Below are 21,345 nucleotides of genomic sequence, written 5' to 3' on the forward strand. Positions count from 1 at the left end.
CGGCGGGGGGGGGGGGGGGGGGGGGGGGGGGGGGCCCGCCGCCCACCGCGCGGGGGGGGGGCCCCCCCCCCCCCCACCTCTCGCTGTCTCACCCTGTCTCACCGCCGGCCGTCCGCAGCCGACCGTTCCTGCCGTTCCTGCCAGGGCACCTCGATCTCCGAGGCGCCCGGCCCGGCCGGAACGGATCAGTCGCGGCGACCGGCGGAGCCGGGGGCTAGCCGGCGGTCCTCAGCGCACCGCCACCGGGCGGTCCGGGAGGACCTTCGGGACCCTGCGGGCCGACCGGCCCCTGCGGGCCCTCCGGACCGACCGGCCCCTGAGGTCCGGTCGGACCCTGCGGCCCGGTGGGACCCGCCGGACCCTGCGGACCGGGATCGCCCTGTGGCCCCTCGGGGCCGGGAGCACCCTGCGGACCGGGGTCACCCACCGGACCGACAGCACCCACCGGACCGGTGGCCCCTGCCGGACCGGTAGCGCCCACCGGACCAGGATCACCCTTGTCACCGGTGTCACCCTTCGGCCCCTGCGGACCAGGATCACCCTGCGGACCAGGGGCACCGTCGGCACCCGCCGGACCGGTAGCCCCTGCCGGACCGGTAGCGCCCACCGGACCAGGATCACCCTGCGGACCCTGCGGACCAGGATCACCCTTGTCACCTGTGTCACCCTTCGGCCCCTGCGGTCCCGGAGCACCATCGGCACCCGCCGGACCGGGCGGGCCCTGCGGCCCGGGATCACCTTGCGGGCCCTGAGGACCGGGGTCACCCTGCGGACCCTGGGGACCGGGATCGCCCTGCGGGCCCGGGGCACCGTCGGCACCCGCCGGACCGGTGGCACCCACCGGACCAGGATCACCCTGCGGACCCTGCGGACCAGGATCACCCTTGTCACCTGTGTCACCCTTCGGCCCCTGGGGACCGGGATCACCCTGCGGGCCCGGGGCACCGTCGGCACCCGCCGGACCGGTGGCACCCACCGGACCAGGATCACCCTGCGGACCCTGCGGACCAGGATCACCCTGCGGACCCTGCGGACCAGGATCACCCTGCGGACCCGGAGCGCCATCGGCACCCGCCGGACCGGTGGCACCCACCGGACCAGGGTCGCCGGTGTCCCCCTTCGGCCCCTGCGGACCAGGATCACCCTGCGGACCCGGAGCGCCGTCGGCACCCGCCGGACCGGGCGGGCCCTGCGGCCCGGGATCACCTTGCGGTCCCTGAGGACCGGGGTCACCCTGCGGACCAGGATCACCCTTGTCACCGGTGTCGCCCTTCGGGCCCTGCGGACCGGGATCGCCCTGCGGCCCCTGCGGACCAGGGTCACCCTGTGGCCCCTGAGGACCGGGATCGCCCTTGGCGCCGGTGTCACCCTTCGGCCCCTGAGGACCGGGGATGCCGGGGATGCCGGGAACGCCGGGGACGCCCTGCGGGCCGGGGTCACCGGGCTGGCCCTGTGGACCGGGATCGCCCTGCGCTCCCTGGGCGCCCGGCAGACCCTGCGGTCCTCTCGCACCGGGAGCACCGTCGGTACCCGCGGCCCCCTGCGGTCCTCTGGGACCGGTCGGACCCACCGGGCCCGCCGGGCCGACGGGGCCGGTGGCGCCGTTGGCGCCCGCGGGACCCTGCGGTCCTCTGGGGCCGGTCGGACCCGTCGGGCCCGCGGGACCCCTGGGTCCGGGAGGCCCGGGAGGACCTTCGGGAACCTCGCAGAGAGACTCCGGGATGTGGAGCCATCTGCACAGTGGGATGTAGACCGCCTGCCGGCGTGCCTCCGTCGATGGCTGGCCGCGATCCGGTTTGTCGGCGTCGGCTGCTGCTGAGATGGAACGGGTGTCGGTTGAGGCCTGGTAGGGCTTCACCTTGAAAGAGAGACCGGCGGGCATGTCCAGGGGGGCGCCACTCGACTCGGAGTGGACGTCCTCCTGGGCGGTGCGCCAGACCGGCGTCGTATCGGCTCCTGCTGGAGCAGGGGAATAGACAAGAACGGCCCCGGCGAGCGCGCCACCCGCCAGAGTTCGTTTCACAAAAGTTGTCACAGGGCGTTTTCTCCCCGGGCGCATATATGAAAAACTCCGCCACGGACATTTTGATTCGACGGAACACCCCGGAAAACAGTAGCCTCCAAACGTTGCTGATACGTTGGTCGAGGCACACGCGTTTTTTTACTCGCCACCCCGTCAAATCTCTATATAAAACACCGATTCCGGCATCACCCGGATCGAGCGGACCAAGCCTCCCCACCTGACGAACAGGGTCATCGACCGGGACAACGGCCGCACACCGCTGCAAAACACATCATCGCCCACCACTCCGGAGCACACCCTCCACCCACCCCACACAAACGAAAGAAAGGACCGGCGGACGCATCCCGGAGAAAATTCACCGGCACAACCCCGCCCGGTCGCCACACCATTCTCCACGACACTCTGAACATTTGTTGTTCGAAATTCACCGGAGGCGGAAAACAGCCTTCGAACGGCTGCCCGCGACAATTCGCGGCCGGACGGCCGGACGGCTCTCCGGGATGTGAAAAGGCCGTACGGCCTGCCGCAGACGCCCTTCCTCCCACGGGGACACACGAGAACCCGCGCGAGAATCGGTGCCCACACGAAAGCGGCCCCCCGTTCCGGCCCGATAACGTTGCCGTACGGGGGGTCGTCGGCGAGGAAGGGATCCGTCCCGTGGAGGACGTCAATCAGCCCGGTGTCGAGGCGTTACGCCCCGGAGATCCCGAACGGATCGGGGACTACCGGCTTCTCGGACGTCTGGGCGAGGGCGGGATGGGCACCGTCTATCTGGCGCTGACCCCGGCCGGACGACCTGTCGCGGTCAAGGTGGTCAGGCCGGAGGTCGCGGTCGAGGACGGGTTCGCCGACCGGTTCCACGCCGAGGTGCGGAACGCCCGGCGGGTCGCGTCGTTCTGCACCGCCCAGGTGCTCGGCGACGGGAACGCCGACGACGGCCGGCCGTACATGGTCACCGAATACATCGCGGGCACGCCGCTGTCCCGCCAGATCAGCAGGTACGGCGCGCTGGAGCCCGCCCCGTTGCACGGGGTGGCCCTCGGGGTCGCCGCAGCCCTGGCCGCGATCCACGTCGCCGGACTGGTCCACCGCGATCTCAAACCCGCCAACGTGATCCTGTCCATGTCCGGGCCCCGCGTGATCGACTTCGGCATCGCCAGAGCGCTGGACTCGACCCGCGGCTTCACCCGGTCGGGCGAGGTGCTCGGCACCCCGGGCTGGTGGGCCCCCGAACAGGTGCGCGGCCTGGAGATCACCCCGGCCGCCGACGTCTTCGCCTGGGGCTGCCTGGTCGCCTACGCCGGAAACGGCCGCCATCCCTACGGCCGGGGCGACATGATCACCATGGCGACCCGGCTGCTGAAGGGGCCGCCCGACCTGGGCACGCTTCCCGCCCCGCTCGACGATCTGGTCCGCCGGGCGACCATGATGGAGCCCGGGGAACGGCCCACCGCCCAGGACCTGCTGATCGCCCTGGTCGGCGGCGGCATCGCGGCACCGGCCCCGGCCGCCGCCCCGGCCGATCCGCCGACCCTGGTCGCGGACGACGTGCTGAGCACGTCGTGGCGGCCCCCGGCCAATGTGGAGCCGGACTCCACGCAGGTCCTCAACGTCCTGCGGCCGGGTGCCTCGGCTGTGTCCCCCGTGTCCCCTGTGTCCCCTGTGTCCCCCGTCTCCCTCACCCCCTCCCGCCCGACACCCGCTCCGCCTCCGGCCGGTACGGCCTCCGCCCCCGCCGGGTCTCCCGGCCTCCCCGAGTCCCCGGCGCCCCCGGTGTCCTCGGTGTCCTCGTCGAGCCCCACGGCCCTCACCGCCTCCGTCAGGCAGGCCCGGCGGCGCTGGCTGCTCGCCGGGATCGCCGTGACGGCGGCGCTCACCGTCACGGTCACGGTGCTGGTCCGCGCGGGTGACGAACCCGGCGGGCGGACGCCTCCCGGGAGCACCACGACAGGCGTCACCGACGTGGGGCGGCGGATCGCGACCGGCTCGCTGATCGAGGATCCGCAGCTGATCGTCCCGCGGCCCCCTCGGTGCGGCCTGACCTCCTACGAGGGCACGACCGCGACGACGGGCCGGCTGTGCGTGATCGCGTGGACCCTGATCAACACCGGGGGCGGGCGGGTCCCTCTCAGCCGTACCCCGCTCGCGTTGGTCGACGACCTCGGAACGGCCCACCGCCCCGTACCGGGCACGGCGAGTCCGCCGACGGCCCTGTCCCCCGGTGGCAGGGTGGACGACGTGCTGATCTACGACCTGCCCCCGGACCGCAGACCGGCGAAGCTAACCGGCCAGGTGGTCGAGGGCGGGCAGCCGATCGAGGTGAGGCTGTCATGAGATCCCTGCTCCCCCTGCTGGTGGCGGCCGCGCTCGTCCCGCTCCCCATCACGCCTCCCCCACTCTCCACCGCACTCGTCCCACTCCCCGCCGCGTCTCCCCCACTCCCCGCTGCGCATCCCCCGCTCCCCATCACGCCTCCCCCACCCTCCACCGTGTTCTCCGGTCCGTCCTCCGGCTCTCTCCCCGCGTCCTCCGCCGTGGCCTTCTCCGGCTCTCTCCCCGCGTCTCCCTCCGCCCCGGCCGCCAGCTGTGCCACGTCCGCCGGACCGAACGACTTCGACGGTGACGGCGTGGACGACCTGGTCGTCGGCGACCCGTTCGCCGCCCCCGGCGGGCGGGACGGCGCCGGGGCCGTCCACGTGCTGCTCGGCAGGGGGGAGAGCGGGACGGTCGTGCGGGCGTCCCCGCCGGAGGCGGGCGACGGCTTCGGCTGGTCGGTGCGGATGACCCACCTCGACGCCGACGGCTGCGCCGACCTGCTGGTCGGCGCGCCGTACGCGGACGTGGCCGGACTGCGGGACGCGGGCGCGGTCTACGCCGTGTACGGCGGCGCACGCCCCAGAACGGTCCGCCTGCTCTCCCCGAACCCGCAGGCCGAGGCCCATTTCGGCTGGTCCCTGGCCTCCGGCGGTTCCGTAATCGCCGTCGGCGCCCCGCACGAGGACGCCGACGGAGCGGACGATTCGGGCGCGGTCTACCTGTTCGACTCCGGCACCCTCGGCGGAGGGCGTCGGATCACCCAGGACACCCCGGGGGTGCCCGGCAACAGCGAGATCGGGGACATGTTCGGCTGGTCGGTCGCGATCGGCGCGCTGGGCGGTGTCCCGGGCGAGCCGGACCTCGCGGTCGGCGTGCCGTACGAGAACGACGACGGGGCGGGGCGGCAGAACGGGGAGGGTGAGATCGACTCGGGATCGATCGCCGTGCTCTTCGACGTGTCCGGTTCCCAGGGGGAGTACGCCGCCAGGAAGTGGGACCTGCACCAGGTCGTGGAGACCCACGCGGGCGACCGGTTCGGCTACGCGATGGCCTACGCGGAGGAGAACGGCGTGGGATACCTGGCGGTGAGCGCACCGCTCGGCGACGGCGGACGGGTGAAGGACTCGGGCCTGGTCCGGCTCTTCCGTGCCTCGGCCACCGAGGAGATCACCCCCGTGGCCACCTTCGACCAGGGAGCGGAGGGGGCGGCGGGCGACGGGTACGGCTTCTCGCTGGCCCTCACCGGGGAGGGCGGCGCCCGGCTGGCCGTCGGGGTGCCCTTCGGCGGCCCCGGCCGGCGGGGAGGCGTACGGCTCATCCCGGTGGGGGATCCGGCGCGGGCCCGGCGGATCGACCAGGGCGGGGCGGGCGACCACTTCGGCTGGTCGGTGGCCTTCAGCGGCAACCGCCTGGTGGTCGGCGCGCCGGATCACGGGAGTTCCGGGGCGGTGGCGCTGCTGGGCCGCAACGACGACACCGGCATCCTGCTGTCCCCGGGAACCGGCCGGGTGCCCGCCCTGAACGACGGGGGCTCGGCCGACTTCGGCGCCGCGGTCGGCTGACCCCCGCCGTGACGGGACGGCTCACCAGGACCCGAAGACGGCCTCCCCGTTCGCGCTGATGGCCGCGGCGAGCCCGGCGGGGTCGGTCTGCTTGACCTCGGCCAGGCAGCGCAGCGTGATGGGGATGAGGTAGGGGGCGTTGGGCTTGCCCCGGTGCGGCATCGGCGGGAGGTAGGGCGCGTCGGTCTCGACGAGCATCAGCTCCTTGGGCGCGACCGCCGCGGCCTCGCGGAGGTAGCCCGCGTTCTTGTAGGTGACCGGTCCCGAGAAGGACATGAAGTAACCGGCCTCGACGCACTTCTTGGCCATCTCGGCGTCGCCGGAGAAGCTGTGGAAGACCACGATCTCCGGGGCTCCCTGGTCCGCCAGCACGCGCAGCACGTCGTCGTGGGCCTCGCGGTCGTGGATCACCAGGGCTTTGCCGGTCCGTTTGGCGATCTCGATGTGCGCCCTGAAGCTGGCGTGCTGGTCCTCCTTCGAAGCCCAGTCGCGGTAGTAGTCGAGGCCCGTCTCCCCGACCGCCCTGACGTGCGGCAGGCGGGCGAGCTCCTCGATCTCGGCGAGCACCTCCGGCGTCGAGGCGTGCGCCTCGTTGGGGTGGATCGCCACCCCGGCGTAGACGTCGGGGTGGAGCTCGGCCGTCCGGGCGTTCCAGCGCGACGACGGCAGGTCGTAGCCGATCGTGACGAGCCTGGTGACCCCCACCGAGCGAGCCTGGCCAAGGATGCCCTCGATGCTCGCCTGGGCCGCCTGGGCGGCCTGCGCGACGGGATCCCCCGAGGACGCCTGGCGGTTGCCCACCATGATGTCGAGGTGACAGTGGCTGTCGAACACCTCGGCGTCCAGGGGGTCGGGGACTGTGGGAAGCTTCGTCGTGCTCACCCGCAGATTTTATTGCGCCCCGTGCATCGCGACGCCTTCGGCGCCGCGATGCGGCACGGTCACTCGCCGAGGCGGGCGAGTTCCTCGTCGACGATCTTCGGGTCGAGCTTGGTGAACAGCGGGGTCGGCGGCGCGAGCGGGATCCCGGCCCGCAGCGGGGTGGACTCCCAGCGTGCCTCGCCCTCGTAGGAGCCGGTGATGATGGGGTACTGCCGGCCGCCCTCCTCGTCGACCTCCTTGATCTCCGGCATCCCGGACCACACGCCGGTGCCGCCGAGCATGGCGTGGATCTTGTTGGAGGAGGAGGGCAGGATCGGGGTGAGCAGCGTCTTGGCGTCGTCGACGACCTGCAGGGCCACGTGGAGGATCGACTTGACCCGCTCGGGGTCGTCCTTGATCTTCCACGGCTCCTGCTCCGCGAGGTACTTGTTGGCCTCGCGGATGACGTCGAACGCCTCGTTCGTGGCGTTCTTGAAGCGGGAGCGTTCGAGCTCGGCGCCGACCTTCGGGAAGGCCCCGCGGCTGCGCTCCAGCATGGCGCGGTCGGCGTCGGTCAGGTCGTGCGCCTCGGGGATGGCGCCGAAGTTCTTGGCGGCCATCGAGATCGAGCGGTTGACCAGGTTGCCCCAGGCCGCCACCAGCTCGCCGTTGTTGCGGTTGAGGAACTCCGACCAGGTGAAGTCGGTGTCCTGGTTCTCCGGGCCGGCGACCGCGATGTAGTAGCGCAGCGCGTCGGCGTCGTAGCGGGCCAGGAAGTCACGGACGTAGATGACGACCTGGCGGGAGGAGGAGAACTTGCGGCCCTCCATGGTCAGGAACTCGCTGGAGACGACCTCGGAGGGCAGGCTCAGCTCGCCGAGCGCGCCCGGCGTGCCGTTCCTGGCGCCCTGGCCGTTGTAGCCGAGCAGCAGCGCGGGCCAGATCTCGGCGTGGAAGACGATGTTGTCCTTGCCCATGAAGTAGTGACCACGGGCGTCGGGGTTCTGCCACCACTGCCGCCAGGCGTCGGGGTCGCCGGAGCGGCGGGCCCACTCGATGGAGGCGCTGAGGTAGCCGATGACGGCGTCGAACCAGACGTAGAGCCGCTTGTTCGGCTGGTCGCGCCAGCCGTCCAGCGGGATCGGCACGCCCCAGTCGAGGTCACGGGTGATCGCGCGGGGCTGCAGGTCGCCCAGCAGGTTGAGCGCGAACTTCAGCACGTTGGGCCGCCAGTCGCCCTGCTTGGACTGCAGCCACCCGCCGAGCACCTCGGCGAAGGCGGGCAGGTCGAGCATGAAGTGCTCGGTCTCGACGAAGATCGGCGTCTCACCGTTGATCTTGCTGACCGGGTTGATCAGCTGGATCGGGTCGAGCTGGTTGCCGCAGTTGTCGCACTGGTCGCCGCGCGCGCCGTCGTAGCCGCAGATCGGGCAGGTGCCCTCGATGTAGCGGTCGGGCAGGGTGCGGCCCGTCGAGGGGGAGATCGCCCCCATCGTGGTCTTGGGGAAGACGTAGCCGTTGTCGTACAGCCCCTTGAAGATCTCCTGGACCACGGCGTAGTGGTTGTCCGTCGTGGTCCTGGTGAAAAGATCGTAGGACAGTCCCAGGGCCTGGAGATCCTCGGCGATCACCCGGTTGTAGCGGTCGGCGAGCCGGCGGGCGGTCAGGCCCTCCTTGTCCGCCTGCACCTGGATGGGCGTGCCGTGCTCGTCGGTCCCGCTCACCATCAGGACCTTGTTGCCCGCCATCCGCTGGTAGCGGCTGAAGATGTCGGACGGCACGCCGAATCCGGAGACGTGCCCGATGTGGCGGGGGCCGTTGGCGTAGGGCCACGCGACCGCGGTCAGGATGTGCTGGGACATGATGCCAAGCCTAAAGGACGCCTATGGGGGTGCGGGTCAGGCCTTGGCACTCTCCTGGCGGGCCGCCCGCTCCGGCTCGTCCCCCCCGCTCATGCTGACGGCCTGGGCGGCCTCCTCCGCCGCGGAGGCGGCCACGTCGATCGGCGTCTCCTTGGTACGGCGGATGCCGAGGATGCTGATGAACAGCGCGGCGAAGATGGTCTGGAAGCTCATGATCAGCGCGGTGGCCGAGGGAACGACCAGACGCAGCGACTCCGACGGGATCAGCGGGCCGAAGCTGCGCGTCTGCCAGTGGGCCAGCGAGGCGACCAGACCGGCCAGACCGGCCAGGGCCAGCAGGCCTCCGGCCACCAGGCCCTTCTCCAGGGTCACGATGTCGACGAGCTTGCGCACGCGCCTGTCCTCGGGCAGGAAGCCCTCCTCCGCGGCGTACACCTTGGTGAACAGGGCGAACAGCGCGGCCTGGAAGCCGATCACCACGGCCGCCGAGGCGCCGACCAGGGTGTCGACGTCGAAGGCGAGCTTGCCGATGTAGACCGGGCCGAAGGTCAGGGCGGCGCCCGCGACCAGGCCGACGGTCATCAGGATCAGACCGGGGATGAAGAACAGCCAGCGCGGGCTGTACAGCATCAGGAAGCGCAGGTGGCGCCAGCCGTCGCGCCAGGAGCGCAGGTGCGGCGGGCGGGAGCGGCCGTCCGGCGAGAGCGTGGTCGGCACCTCGCGCACGTCGAGCCCGGACAGCGTCGAGCGCACCACCATCTCGCTGGCGAACTCCATGCCGCCGGTCTGCAGGCCGAGCTTGAGGATCGAGTCGCGCCGGAAACCGCGCAGGCCACAGTGGAAGTCGCCGATGGCGCTGGGGAAGAACAGGCGCCCGATGAAGGACAGCACCGGGTTGCCGAGGTAGCGGTGGAGCGGGGGCATGGCGCCGGGGGCGATGCCGCCCTTGAAACGGTTGCCCATCACCAGGTCGGCGCCGTCGCGCAGCTGCTCGACGAACGGCAGCAGCGCGGTGAAGTCATAGGAGTCGTCGGCGTCGCCCATGATGACGTACTTGCCGCGGGCGGCCCTGATTCCGCCCATGAGGGCGTTGCCGTACCCCTTGGCGTCCACGTGCACGACGCGGGCCCCCGCGTCGCGTGCGAGCTGCTGAGAGCCGTCCGTGCTGCCGTTGTCGGCGATCAGGACCTCTCCGTCGATGCCGTGTTCCCGCATGCAGGCCAGTGCCTTGCGTACGCAGGTCTCCACGGTCTCCGCCTCGTTCAAGCAAGGCATGACCACGGTCAGTTCCACGTCTCAACCTTTCAGTTACGGCACAGCCCAACCTCATCATGATGCCCTTTATCGTCTACCGCGCGGGTCAACTCCGTGAAACGGCTGGCATCCTGTAATGCATGGTGACCGTCACCGAACCACCACGCCTGAAGGCGCCTCCGGCGGGTGTGATCACACGCGTGTGGACGCTCCTGGGGCGCCACCGGCTGTTCGTCGCGGCCGTGGCGCTGGCGTTCCTGCTGCGTGTCGTCACCATGCTCGGCTACGGCCCCGCCCTGTGGTTCAACGACTCCTTCGGCTATGTCTCGGGGGCGATCAACCCCGACAGGCCCAATGCCCTGCGTCCGAACGGTTACTCCTTCTGGCTGCTGCTGCTTCGGCCCCTGCACAGTTTCACCGTCGTGGTCTTCACCCAGCACCTGATGGGGCTGGGCATCGCGGTGCTGATCTACGCGCTGCTGCGCAGGAGGTTCGGCCTGCCCGGCTGGGGGGCGACCCTGGCCACGCTGCCGGTGCTGTTCGACGCCTACCAGATCCAGCTCGAGCACCTGGTCATGTCGGACGCGATGTTCATACTGCTGGTCGTGGGCATCGTGGTGCTGGTGCTGTGGCACCGGGAGATGTCCTGGCGGCTGGGCGCCGTGATCGGGCTGCTGCTCGCGTTCACCGCGCTGACCAGGTCGATCGGCCTGCCCATCCTGGCCCTGGTCGTGGCCTACATGCTCGTCAAGCGGACCGGCTGGAGGCCGATCACCGCCATGGTCACCGCGTGCGCGGTCCCGGTGATCGGCTACATGGCCTGGTTCGCCTCGGCGTACGGCAACTTCGCGATGACCAACAGCGACGGCGCGATCCTGTACATGCGCACCGCGCTGTTCGCCGACTGCAAGGCGATGAAGATCGACCCGCGTAAGGAGCTGGAGCTGGCGCTGCTGTGCATCAGCGCCCCGCCGAGCGAGCGTCATTTCTCCGGGCAGAAGTACCTCTGGTGGGCCCAGCCGGGGCAGCGCTTCCACGCCTTCGGGCCGGACACCACCTTCACCCCCGACATCAACCGGGCGGCGGGGGATTTCGCCAAGCGGGCCATCCTCGCCCAGCCGCTCGACTATCTCGCCGTCATGGCCGGAGACTTCTTCCGCGCCTTCCGCTGGGACCGGCCGCAGTTCCCCGACGCCAACACCTACCGGCAGTACGAGTTCCTGCCCGAGGGCAAGGTGCTGCCCAACTGGTCCTCCTACCGGGGCACCAGCGACCACGACGCCCAGCTCTACGACCCCGGCCTGCCGACCGCGCAGATCCGCGGCAAGCCCGGCGTGATCGGCACCCAGGTCCACGACCCGTGGGCGAAGTTCATGCAGGGCTACCAGCAGACGATCAGGCTGCCCGGCATCGTGGTCGGCGTTCTGCTGCTGATCGGCCTGGCCGGGGTCGTGGTGCGCTGGCGCAGGCTGGGCGGCCCGGTGCTCCTGCCGTGGCTGGGGGCCTTCGGCCTGATCCTGGCCCCCGCTGCGACGGCCGAGTTCGACTACCGCTACGTCCTGCCCGCGGTACCGCTGGCCTGCCTGGCCGCCGCGATCACGCTGCGGCGCGGTTTCACCCGGCCCGGCGGATCCGCCGGATCCACCGACGCGGGGACGTCCGTGGCGACCGTTCCGAGCGGGGGATGACCTCGCCGGCGGGTGGCGGACGTGCCGCCTCCGGCGGGCCGGGGCCCGGCGGTCCCGGCCGGGGGTTTCCCGGTACGGGAGGCGGGCATCGCCCTCTCGTTAACCCCGTCCGGAAAGTTATGGGGATAAATCACCCGCGGTGGACGGCGTCGTAAAGATCGCGTTTGGGGATCCCCGCCGCCTTGGCGACGTCCACGATCGCCTGCTTCCTGGGCACCCCCGTCTCCTCGCGGCGCACGACCTCGGCGACCAGGTCCTCCACCGCCGGCGGCACGGCGTCGGGGACGTGCCCGGCGACGACCACGGTGATCTCGCCCTTGACGCCGCCGGCCGCCCACGCGGCCAGCTCGCCCAGGCCGCCGCGCCGTACCTCCTCGTAGGTCTTGGTCAGCTCCCTGCAGACCGCGGCCCTGCGGTCGGCCCCGAACGCCTCGGCCATCGCCCCGAGCGCGGCCCCCAGCCGGTGCGGCGCCTCGAAGAACACCATCGTGCGCTCCTCCCCGGCCAGGGCCTCCAGCCTGCGGGCGCGCTCGCCGGGTTTGCGCGGCGGGAAGCCCTCGAAGCAGAACCGGTCGCTGGGCAGCCCGGACACGGCCAGCGCGGTGGTGACCGCCGAGGGGCCGGGCAGCGAGGTGACCGTGATCCCCGCCTCGACGGCCAGGCTGGTCAGGCGGTAACCAGGGTCGGAGACACCCGGCATGCCCGCGTCGGTGATGACCAGGACGGTCCCGCCCTCCTGGAGCGTCCCCAGCAGCTCGGCGGCCCGGCCCGCCTCGTTGGCGTCGTAGTAGGAGACGACCCGGCCCCTGATCTCCGCGCCCAGCTCGCCGGCCAGGCGCCGCAGGCGGCGGGTGTCCTCGGCCGCGACCACGTCGGCGGTCTCCAGCGCCTCGCGCAGCCGGGGCGAGGCGTCGCCCGCCCGCCCGATCGGAGCCCCCGCCAGCACCAGCCTGCCGTTGTCGTTCACCTTCCCATCCTCCCGCATCCGGAGCGGGATCCCGCCGTGGGGAGAAGTTCCACAAGTGGGGGGAGAAGTTCCGTAATTAGACATGTAGGCGGTGTTTCTTAGGTTCCAGGGACGAAGGGGCCCGTACGATGGCCGGGTGGCCGTGACTGACTTCCCCGACCAGGCGTTCGAAGAGCCGGAAACCCAGCCGAGTAGCGGCTCGGCGGGCTCCGTGCGTGACCGGCTGGTGCCGCCGATGCCCGGCGGCGCCCTGTGGGGCTGGCTCGGCCCACTGCTGGTCACGGCCTTCGGCGCGATCCTCCGTTTCGTCAATCTGGGCCGCCCGAACGCGGTGATGTTCGACGAGACGTACTACGCCAAAGACGCGTGGTCACTGGTCAACTTCGGCGCCGAACGCAACATGCTTGAGGACGCCAACAAGCGCCTGATAGACGGCAACAGCGACATTTGGCAGCATTGCGCGCCGAGTGAAATCGACAAATGCGCCTCCTACGTCGTCCATCCGCCGCTGGGCAAATGGATGATCTCGATCGGCGAGCAGTTGTTCGGCATGACGCCGTTCGGCTGGCGGTTCGTCGGGGCGCTCGTCGGATCGCTGTCGATCCTGATCCTGGCCCGGGTGGCGCGCCGGATGACCCGCTCGACCCTGCTGGGCTGCCTGGCCGGGCTGCTGCTGTCGGTCGAGGGCCTGCACCTGGTGCTGTCGCGCACCGCGCTGCTGGACATCTACCTGATGTTCTTCGTGCTGGCCGGGTTCGCCTGCCTGGTGGTCGACCGTGACCGGGCGCGGGGGCGGCTGGTCGACTGGTACGAGTCCTCGCCGCTGGGCGACCAGGGTCCCTGGCTGGGGCTGCGGCCCTGGCGGATCGCGGCCGGCCTGTGCCTGGGCGCGGCGTGCGCGGTCAAGTGGTCGGGGATGTTCTACCTGATCGCCTTCGCCCTGCTGTCCCTGTTCTGGGACTTCGGGGCCCGTCGCGCCGTCGGCCTGCGCCGGCCGTACAGCGGGGCGTTCGTCAAGGACCTGCCGACCGCGCTGGGGGCCATGGCCCTGGCCCCGGCGCTGACCTACCTGGTCTCCTGGACCGGGTGGTTCGTGACCGCGACCGGCTGGGGCCGCAACTGGGCCCAGGCCACCTCCCAGGGGCCGGCCTTCTTCGTCTTCGACTCGCTCAGGTCGTGGCTGAACTACCACTTCCAGGTGTTGAGCTTCCACACCGGCCTGGCCACCCCGCACGGTTACCAGTCGGATCCGTGGAGCTGGCCGCTGCTGCTGCGCCCGGTCGCGTTCTTCTACGAGAGCCCCAAGGGGTGCGGCGCCGACACCTGCTCCCAGGCCGTGCTCGGCGTGGGCACCCCGGTCATCTGGTACGGCGGGCTCGTCGCCCTCATCGCGATGATCGCCTGGTACGTCGCCACCCGGGACTGGCGCGCCGGAGCCGTCCTGCTCGCCTACGTCGCGGGCTGGCTGCCCTGGTTCTACTGGGCCATCACCGACCACCGGACCATGTTCATCTTCTACGCCATCACCATGGTCCCGTTCATGATCCTCGCCCTGACCCTCGCCGCCGGACTCGTCATCGGCCCGGTGGACGCCCCGTCGTCGCGGCGGATCGTCGGCGCCTCGATCGTCGGCGGCTTCGCGGTGCTCGCGATCATCAACTTCTGGTGGCTCTACCCGGTGCTCACCGCCGAAACCATCCCCTACGCGGAGTGGAACGCCCGCATGCTCTTCAAGAAGGGGTGGATCTGAGCGTTCCGCTCATGATCCGCTTAGCACTGATTTCCTAGGGTAGGCGACGTGCACGATCCATTACGTCACGTTCATCGTCAGGGCAGGCCCGTATACGGCAGACTTCGAAGCATGCCTGCACCGGACGTGGCCGCGCTCCTCTCCGAGCTGGAGCGGTCAGAGCCCGACTACGCCGAGCACGCCCGGAGCGCCATCGACTGGTTGACCGGCGGCGAGCCGCTGGAGACGATCACCGAGCTCAACGTGTGCGAGTTCCTCTGGTACACGCTGCCGACCAAGGTCGGCGGCGACCGTACCGCGATCGCCCGCGCGCTGGGCTCCCTGCTGCGGCTGGGCGGTCTGGAGCGTTACGCCACGATCTGCACCTCGCCCACGACCACCCGGATCCTGCGCACGTACGCCCGCTCGGGGGAGGAGGCCGGAACGGCCGCCTACCAGAGCGCCCTGAACGCCACGGGAGTGCTCCCGCCCGACGTCCCCGAGCTGCGCTGGAGCTCGATCATGGGCCCGGAGGAGCTGGGCGCGCACGGCGCGTGCTCGGCCGCACTGGAGCTCGCCATCGTCTCGGGGAAGCTGACCCCCGACTCCCCGGAGCGGGGCGGGCTGACCCGCCTGTGGCTCACCACGCCCCGCCCCGAGCTGGGCGGGGACAACTGGCTGCACCGGGTCCAGGGCGAGCGGCTCAACCGCTGGGTGCTCGGCCGGGGCAGCGCCTGGCGCAAGCTCGCCCAGCCCTTCGAGGTGTGCCTGCACGCCCCGATCCCGGCCCCGGCGGAGGACCACCTGGAGGCGCTGCGCTGGCTGCTGAGGATGGGCCGCATGCCCGGCGGCATCCCGCTGACCCAGCGGCACAACCTGGCCCGCTCGGTGCTCGCCGAGAGCACCTGGAGCGCCGCCGAGCTGGCCGCGGCCCGCGAGGTGGCCCAGACGCAGATGGGCGCGCTGCGCCGTACGGGCAGGCGGCTGGTGACGACCTCGACCGGACGGCGCCTGCTGGAGGACCCCGACCTGCTCTGGGAGACCGCCGCGGCGGCGCTGCTGCTGGCTCCCGCGTCGGGAGATCACGAGTTCAGGTCCTCGGCCAGGGAGGTGGCGCTGATGCTGCTCGCCGACGGCTCGCCCGCCGACCGCGACCACGTCGCGGCGGTGATCGACTGTGAGGAGTGGCAGACCTCCGAGGTGGACGCCTCGCTGGCGGAGCTGGGACGACGCCTGGACGCCTTCGGCCTGCGGGTGGCGGGCAAGCTGACCCCGGCGGGCCGGTCGGCCGCCCTGGCCGCGCTACGGAGCCACGCGCTGCGTCCCCGCCAGTACGTCAACATGTCCTGACACCCCCGGAGCACTCGCCACCCCGGTGGCGAGCCCTCCGGAACGGTCGTCTCCGTGGTATCTCCATAGAGCCGACTATTTCGCCACATAACGGGCAGCTGTGCGGCGTGTCCGAGCCCACCACCCCCGCACCCGAACCGCTCCTCACCTCGGCGGGCCCCGTGCGCCCGCCCGCCCTGCCCGGGGCCGGGAACGCTGCGCCCGCCCCCGGGGACACTCCACTCGAAGCCGGGAGTACCGCACCCGCCCCCGGGGGCGACTCCGATCTCCCCTTCGGCAGGCCGGGCAGGCCGATACGCGGCAACCCCTTCGTCTTCGGCTTCACCGCCGCCCTCGGCGTGCTCACCGCCTGGTGGCTGGTGCAGGCCGTCATGGGGGCGAGCTCGGTGCTGATCCTCATCACCGTCTCCCTCTTCCTCGCCATCGGCCTGAACCCGGCCGTCGAGGGCCTGCAGAGACGCGGCCTTCCCCGCCTGGTCGCGATCACGGCGGTCTTCCTCTGCGTCATCGCGGTCTTCGCCGCCTTCGGGCTGGCCGTGGTGCCGCCGCTGACCGCGCAGTCGGCCGACTTCATGGAGAAGGTCCCGCAGTACGTCCGTGAACTGCAGGACAACCCGCTGATCCGTGACCTGGACCAGCGGTTCCAGATCCTGGAGAAGCTCCAGCGGTACGTGACGAGCGGCGACTTCGGCAGCCAGATGTTCGGCGGCGTGCTCGGCTTCGGACAGGTGATCATCGGGGCGGTCTTCAACGCGCTGACGGTGCTGGTCCTGACCCTCTACTTCCTGGGCTCGCTGAACTCGCTCAAGAAGATGGCCTACCGCCTCGTCCCCCGGTCCCGCCGGACCCGCGCGAGCCTGCTCGGCGACCAGATCATCGACAGCATCGGCGGCTACGTCGGCGGAAACCTGATCGTCTCCTTGATCGCCGGAGTGGCCGCCTTCTTCTTCCTGATCCTGATGGGGGTTCCCTACGCGCTGGCGCTCGCCCTGGTCGTGGCCCTGACCGACCTGATCCCGATGGTCGGCGCCTTCATCGGCGCGGGGGCCGCCTCCATCGTCGGGTTCTTCGTCTCCCCCACCGTCGGCGTCGTCTGCGTGATCTTCTTCACCGTCTACCAGCAGATCGAGAACTACTGGATCGCGCCAAGCGTGATGCGGAGTTCGGTGGACGTCCCGCCCCTGGCCACGATCGTCGGCGCCCTGCTCGGCGGCGCGTTGCTCGGCGTGGTCGGCGCCCTGCTGGGCATCCCCCTCGTCGCGGCGATCCTGCTCATCGTCCGCGAGGTGGTCCTTCCCCGGCAGGAACGGGCCTGACTCTCATGGCTCCCGGCCGATCCGCATCGCCGTCCCGGCACACCGCGCGGTGATGCAGAAATCAGCAACAACCGTGCGGAAATCGGCAACGACTTTCCCCTCCTCACCCGGCATGCTCGGGCGTGGGGAAACCGGCGTGCGGGGTGACGACCTCCACGGCTCCACATCACGCTTGAGATCGATCTGTGTCTCCGACGGGGAAGGCTGGTGAGGACGTGAAGTTGCTCGGCACTCCCTGGAACCGCACCGCGTCGGCGGCTCGTCACGACAGCGATGTTCGTCCTGACGACTCCACCGCCGACGACGGCCGCCTCGGCCCCCACATCCGCGTGGGCCCGACCGAGCTCCATCGCCTCGACCGGCCCTTCACCGCCGGCAGATGCGGCTGGAGCATCAACGGTCCCCCGCCCCCATGACCGCTCGGGGCCGGTCGCCTGTGGCGGCCTGCCCTGACGGACCCCAAAAGGAAGGGGCCGGTGGAGGTTTCCACCGGCCCCTTCCGTCTCTGTCCGAGACGTGTCCGGCCCGTGCCGCCGTCTCCCGAGGATCGGCGAAACGGGACGGGACGGGGTCAGAGCCCGCCGGTCTGCCCCTCCTGCTGGTCGTCCGTGGCCGGGTCCGTGGCCGGGGGCGCGCTGGGACTGGCGGTGGGGGCCGCGGTGGGACCGGTGGCGGGCAGCGCGCTGCCCTGCTTCCACTGCCTCCAGCTGAGCTGCCAGAAGCCCCAGCCGTTGCGCCAGTCGAGCTTCCGCTTGGTGCCGCCGATCTTCACGACGTCTCCGCGCTGGGCGATGCCGTAGAACCACTTGGCCCCTTCGGGCGTGGCGCGCACGCAGCCGTGGCTCTGGTTGGAGCGGCCGAGGAACTGGTAGTAGCCCGCGCTCTGGTGGACGTACTCACCGCTGTCGGAGATCCGCACCGCCCAGGGGATCTCCTCCTTGTAGTAGCGCGGGTCCTTGGGGTCGGTGACGCCCAGCCACGAGGAGGTCATGGTCTCCACGGCCTTCTTGCCCATCGTGAGATGGACACCGCTGGTGGTCAGATAGACGTCGACACCGTTCTTGACCATGCCGCCGCGGCCCGCGCTGATCGGGATGGTCTTGGCGAGCTTGCCGTCCCGATAGACCTTCATGATGTGCCTGCCGGTGCTGACCATGGAGATGTTGGCCGTGCCGATCGCGAAACGGCGGCTGACGTCCTTGGCCTCCTGGTTGCCCGGGATCTGGCTGAGCCGGGCGGTGAAGAGGACCTTCTGGTGCGGCTTCCAGTAGGTCTTGGTGCGGTAGATGACCTTGCGGTCGGAGACCCAGCGCCAGGCGCCCTCGACCGGCTTCTCCGCCTGGACCTGCAGTACGGCCTCGGCAGCCGCCCGGTTGGCGACCGCCCTGTCGAAGGTGACGATGATCGGTGAACCGACGCCGATCTTCTCCACCTTCTCGTCCATCGGCGTGATGTCCGCGATGTCGAGCACCGGCTTCGCCACCTTCGCCTTGATGGCCGCGCCGCCCACCGGGGACCGGGGGTGCGCCTTGGCGGCGCTCCTGACGAACGTCGGCGTGGGCGTGGGTGCGGCGGGCTGGGCGGAGGTGCTCCCCTCCGCCGAGCAGGCGGCCACGGTGACGAGGGCCACGAGAGCAAGCGAGGCCTGGGCCGTCCGCCTGAGGGTGTTCACGGTCTACTCCTCATATACGTGCTTTCGCGCCGGATTCAGCGCCAACGCGTTCCATATGTGAGACAACCGAAGCCCGAAATATGCGTACCTAGCGCCATAACGATCAAGTAACAGTGTGTTTCGCAGGTTTAGCCTGGCCGCTCCGCGCGCCCTCACGGACCCTCAGGCGACCTGGGGAGCACACCGGAAGGAGCGGCACGGAGGGCACGCCGGAAAGAGCCGCGCGGAGGGCACTCCGGAGAGGCGGCTCCGCCTACGGAGCGGAACCGCCAGGAGAGCCGGTCACCCGGCCGGCAGCACCCGGCCGTGCTCCAGATAGGCGGTCTCGCCGAGCTCGCGGGCCCGCAGCGCAGCCCCGACCCTGCGGGCCAGCCGGTCGATCAGCAGACCGTCCAGGTCCTCGGCCGGATGGAAGCGGAAAGCGACGATCTCACCGTCGGCGAAGACGATCCGCGCGAGCGTCTCCGCGTCGAGCACACCGCCGTCGAAGACGAACAGGACCAGCTCGCCCTCGTTCGGATCGGGCGCCCAGTCGGCCACGAGGAGCCTGCCGATCGGCGGCCGGATGCCCAGCTCCTCGGCGACCTCCCGCACGCATGCCTCGTACGGGGTCTCCCCCGGCTCGATGAAGCCTCCGGGGATGTCCCGCTGTTCCTTGTAGGACGGCTCGACGAGCATGACCCGGCCGTCTCCGTCGAAGAAGAGCGCGCCCGCCGCGGCTCGGGGACGGGCGAAGGCGGGGGACTCCTGACCGCTCATGATCTCGACCATACGGCAATCCGGCCCGCCGGACCGGGGACTCGGGAACGGCCGCCCCGGCGTCGGGAGCGGCCGCCCCGGCGTCGGGAACCGCCTTTCGGCGAGCCGGTGAACCCCGCAGGACGTTGGCGGCTTTCACCGGCGGCCGGGAGCCCGCGGTGGGACCCTCGGACGCCGCGCGGCGGGATCGTCGGGGCCGCGCGGCGCGAAGAGTCTTGAAGAGGCGTCAGTGCCCGCGACGTCCGTGACCGGCCGTGGCGGCTCGATCGGCGCGCGGATGATCCGACAATTCCATAACCCGAAAGTCCGACGACCTGTAAAGTCGCACCGCGTGTCCTCGCCGATGCGCGGGTCATTAACCTTCCGGACTCCACTTGATTCACCTGTGCTCATCGGAGCGAGCATTTGGCGATTTACCGTCCGAGTTTGCCCCCCATTCCATGCACGAGGAGCAAACGTATGTTCCGACGCAAGTCCTTCACGGCGGTCTCCATGTCCGTCATCGTCGGCGGTGCGACCGTGTTCGCGGCCGTGGCCCTGTCCGGAGGCGTGGCGAACGCCGCCGCGACCACCTTCAACCCGGTGGCGGACACCTATGTGGACAACGGCAACACCAGCACCAACTACGGTACGTCCGGACAGTTCGGCATCGACAACTCACCGGTCAAGCGAACCTTCCTGCGGTTCAGCGTCTCCGGGATCACCGGCACGATCAGCAGCGTCAAGCTGCGCGTCCACACCGACGACGTGAGCGGCTCGCAGAGCGGCAACGGCGGCACGTTCAAGGGCGTCAGCGACACCACCTGGTCCGAGACCGGCACCACGTGGAACAACCAGCCGGCCATCGACGGGGCCACGCTGGGCACGCTCGGCTCGGTGTCCCGGAACGCCTGGTACGAGATCGACGTGACGTCCTACGTGACCGGCAACGGCACCTACAGCATCGGCGTCACCTCCTCCAGCTCGGACGGCGCGGACTACGACTCGCGGGAGAGCGGTGCCTCGACCGCTCCCCAGCTCGTGGTGACCACCGACGCGGGCTCCACCCCGACCCCGACCCCGACCGTCACCCCCACCTCCTCCCCCACCCCCACCGTCACCCCGACCGTCACCCCCACCCCCACCGTCACCCCGACGTCCGGTGACGCCCCGGTGCTGGTCGGCGCGGGCGACATCTCCAACTCCGGCTCGGGTGACACCGCCACCGCCGCGCTGCTCGACAACATCCCCGGCACGGTCTTCACGCTCGGCGACAACGTCTACGACAGCGGAACGACCTCGGAGTTCAACACCTACTACAACCCGACCTGGGGGCGTCACAAGGCTCGCACCAGGCCGGTGCCGGGCAACCACGACTACAACACCTCCGGCGCGACGGGCTACTACGGCTACTTCGGCGCCTCGGCGGGCGACCCGTCCAAGGGCTACTACTCCTACGACCTCGGCTCGAACTGGCACGTCATCGTGCTGAACTCCAACTGTTCGGCCATCGGCGGCTGCAGCGCCGGGTCCACCCAGGAGAAGTGGCTGCGCGCCGACCTCGCCGCCAGCGGCAAGCCGTGCACGGTGGCGATGTGGCATCACCCGCGCTACACCTCCGGCTCCAACCACTCGCCCGACACCTCGGTCGCACCGCTGGTGCAGGCGCTGTACGACAACAACGCCGACCTGATCCTGACCGGCCACAACCACCAGTACGAGCGGTTCGCGCCGATCAACCCGTCCAACCAGCTCGACAACGCGCGCGGCATCCGGCACTTCGTCGTCGGGTCCGGCGGGGCGAGCCACTACGGGTTCGGGACCATCCTGGCCAACAGCGAGGTCCGCAACAGTGACACCTACGGCGTCCTGAAGCTCACCCTCAACCCGAGCAGCTACAGCTGGCAGTTCGTGCCGGAGGCCGGGAAGACCTTCACCGACAGCGGCACCACCGCCTGCCACTAGCCACGTGTATCTCTCCACCCTTGACAGGGGCCGGGCCGCCGG

The 21,345-nt window shown here is 70.8% G+C and carries 14 protein-coding genes; 7 read left to right on the forward strand and 7 right to left on the reverse strand.

What is annotated here, in order from left to right:
• Positions 1-228: 228 nt before the first annotated feature.
• A complete protein-coding gene (locus AB0N02_RS11570; protein WP_363945025.1) occupies positions 229-1,260 on the reverse strand; it encodes a hypothetical protein in 1,032 nt (343 codons plus the stop codon).
• Positions 1,261-2,680: 1,420 nt separating this feature from the next.
• Between AB0N02_RS11570 and AB0N02_RS11575 the strand changes: the two genes are divergently transcribed.
• Both AB0N02_RS11575 and AB0N02_RS11580 read left to right on the forward strand, forming a co-directional pair.
• Positions 2,681-4,357, forward strand: coding sequence for a serine/threonine-protein kinase (locus tag AB0N02_RS11575; RefSeq protein ID WP_363945026.1), 1,677 nt, complete (start codon positions 2,681-2,683; stop codon positions 4,355-4,357).
• Positions 4,354-5,901 (forward strand): hypothetical protein, encoded by a 1,548-nt coding sequence (locus AB0N02_RS11580; protein ID WP_363945028.1) that lies wholly within the window; start codon positions 4,354-4,356, stop codon positions 5,899-5,901. Before AB0N02_RS11575 ends, AB0N02_RS11580 begins: the two co-directional genes overlap by 4 nt.
• A 21-nt stretch (positions 5,902-5,922) precedes the next feature.
• Here AB0N02_RS11580 and AB0N02_RS11585 read toward each other — a convergent pair whose 3' ends face one another.
• From AB0N02_RS11585 to AB0N02_RS11595, 3 genes are read right to left on the reverse strand one after another with little or no spacing between them, the layout of a single operon-like run.
• Entirely contained in the window at positions 5,923-6,783 is an 861-nt protein-coding gene (locus AB0N02_RS11585) for a TatD family hydrolase (protein ID WP_363945029.1), read from the reverse strand.
• Between the two features lie 59 nt (positions 6,784-6,842).
• Positions 6,843-8,624 (reverse strand): methionine--tRNA ligase, encoded by a 1,782-nt coding sequence (gene metG, locus AB0N02_RS11590; RefSeq protein ID WP_363945030.1) that lies wholly within the window; start codon positions 8,622-8,624, stop codon positions 6,843-6,845.
• Positions 8,625-8,660: 36 nt separating this feature from the next.
• The gene (locus tag AB0N02_RS11595) at positions 8,661-9,917 is read right to left on the reverse strand and encodes a glycosyltransferase (RefSeq protein ID WP_363945031.1); all 1,257 of its coding nucleotides are present in this window, start codon (positions 9,915-9,917) and stop codon (positions 8,661-8,663) included.
• Positions 9,918-10,018: 101 nt separating this feature from the next.
• Here AB0N02_RS11595 and AB0N02_RS11600 point away from each other — a divergent pair, with 101 nt between their 5' ends.
• Positions 10,019-11,566, forward strand: a complete 1,548-nt coding sequence (locus AB0N02_RS11600) for a hypothetical protein (protein ID WP_363945032.1) — start codon at positions 10,019-10,021, stop codon at positions 11,564-11,566.
• A 130-nt stretch (positions 11,567-11,696) separates the two neighbouring features.
• Here AB0N02_RS11600 and rsmI read toward each other — a convergent pair whose 3' ends face one another.
• The gene (rsmI, locus tag AB0N02_RS11605; protein ID WP_363945033.1) at positions 11,697-12,551 is read right to left on the reverse strand and encodes a 16S rRNA (cytidine(1402)-2'-O)-methyltransferase; all 855 of its coding nucleotides are present in this window, start codon (positions 12,549-12,551) and stop codon (positions 11,697-11,699) included.
• 217 nt (positions 12,552-12,768) lie between these two features.
• Between rsmI and AB0N02_RS11610 the strand changes: the two genes are divergently transcribed.
• The 3 genes from AB0N02_RS11610 (at position 12,769) to AB0N02_RS11620 (ending at position 16,928) form a co-directional block, all read left to right on the forward strand.
• A complete protein-coding gene (locus AB0N02_RS11610) occupies positions 12,769-14,283 on the forward strand; it encodes a phospholipid carrier-dependent glycosyltransferase (RefSeq protein WP_363945411.1) in 1,515 nt (504 codons plus the stop codon).
• Between the two features lie 111 nt (positions 14,284-14,394).
• Positions 14,395-15,612, forward strand: a complete 1,218-nt coding sequence (locus tag AB0N02_RS11615; RefSeq protein ID WP_363945034.1) for a hypothetical protein — start codon at positions 14,395-14,397, stop codon at positions 15,610-15,612.
• A 107-nt stretch (positions 15,613-15,719) separates the two neighbouring features.
• Entirely contained in the window at positions 15,720-16,928 is a 1,209-nt protein-coding gene (locus AB0N02_RS11620; protein ID WP_363945035.1) for an AI-2E family transporter, read from the forward strand.
• Positions 16,929-17,499: 571 nt separating this feature from the next.
• Here the strand turns inward: AB0N02_RS11620 and AB0N02_RS11625 are convergent.
• Complete coding sequence (locus AB0N02_RS11625; RefSeq protein WP_363945036.1) at positions 17,500-18,600, reverse strand: L,D-transpeptidase; 1,101 nt, start codon at positions 18,598-18,600, stop codon at positions 17,500-17,502.
• 282 nt (positions 18,601-18,882) lie between these two features.
• On the reverse strand, positions 18,883-19,359 hold the full coding sequence (locus AB0N02_RS11630; protein ID WP_363945037.1) for an NUDIX hydrolase: 477 nt from the start codon (positions 19,357-19,359) through the stop codon (positions 18,883-18,885).
• Positions 19,360-19,818: 459 nt separating this feature from the next.
• On the opposite strand from AB0N02_RS11630, the gene AB0N02_RS11635 reads away from it, so the two are divergent.
• The gene (locus AB0N02_RS11635) at positions 19,819-21,303 is read left to right on the forward strand and encodes a DNRLRE domain-containing protein (protein ID WP_363945038.1); all 1,485 of its coding nucleotides are present in this window, start codon (positions 19,819-19,821) and stop codon (positions 21,301-21,303) included.
• Positions 21,304-21,345 lie beyond the last annotated feature (42 nt).

The sequence above is a fragment of the Streptosporangium sp. NPDC051022 genome, assembly GCF_040683035.1.
Lineage (GTDB): Bacteria > Actinomycetota > Actinomycetes > Streptosporangiales > Streptosporangiaceae > Streptosporangium.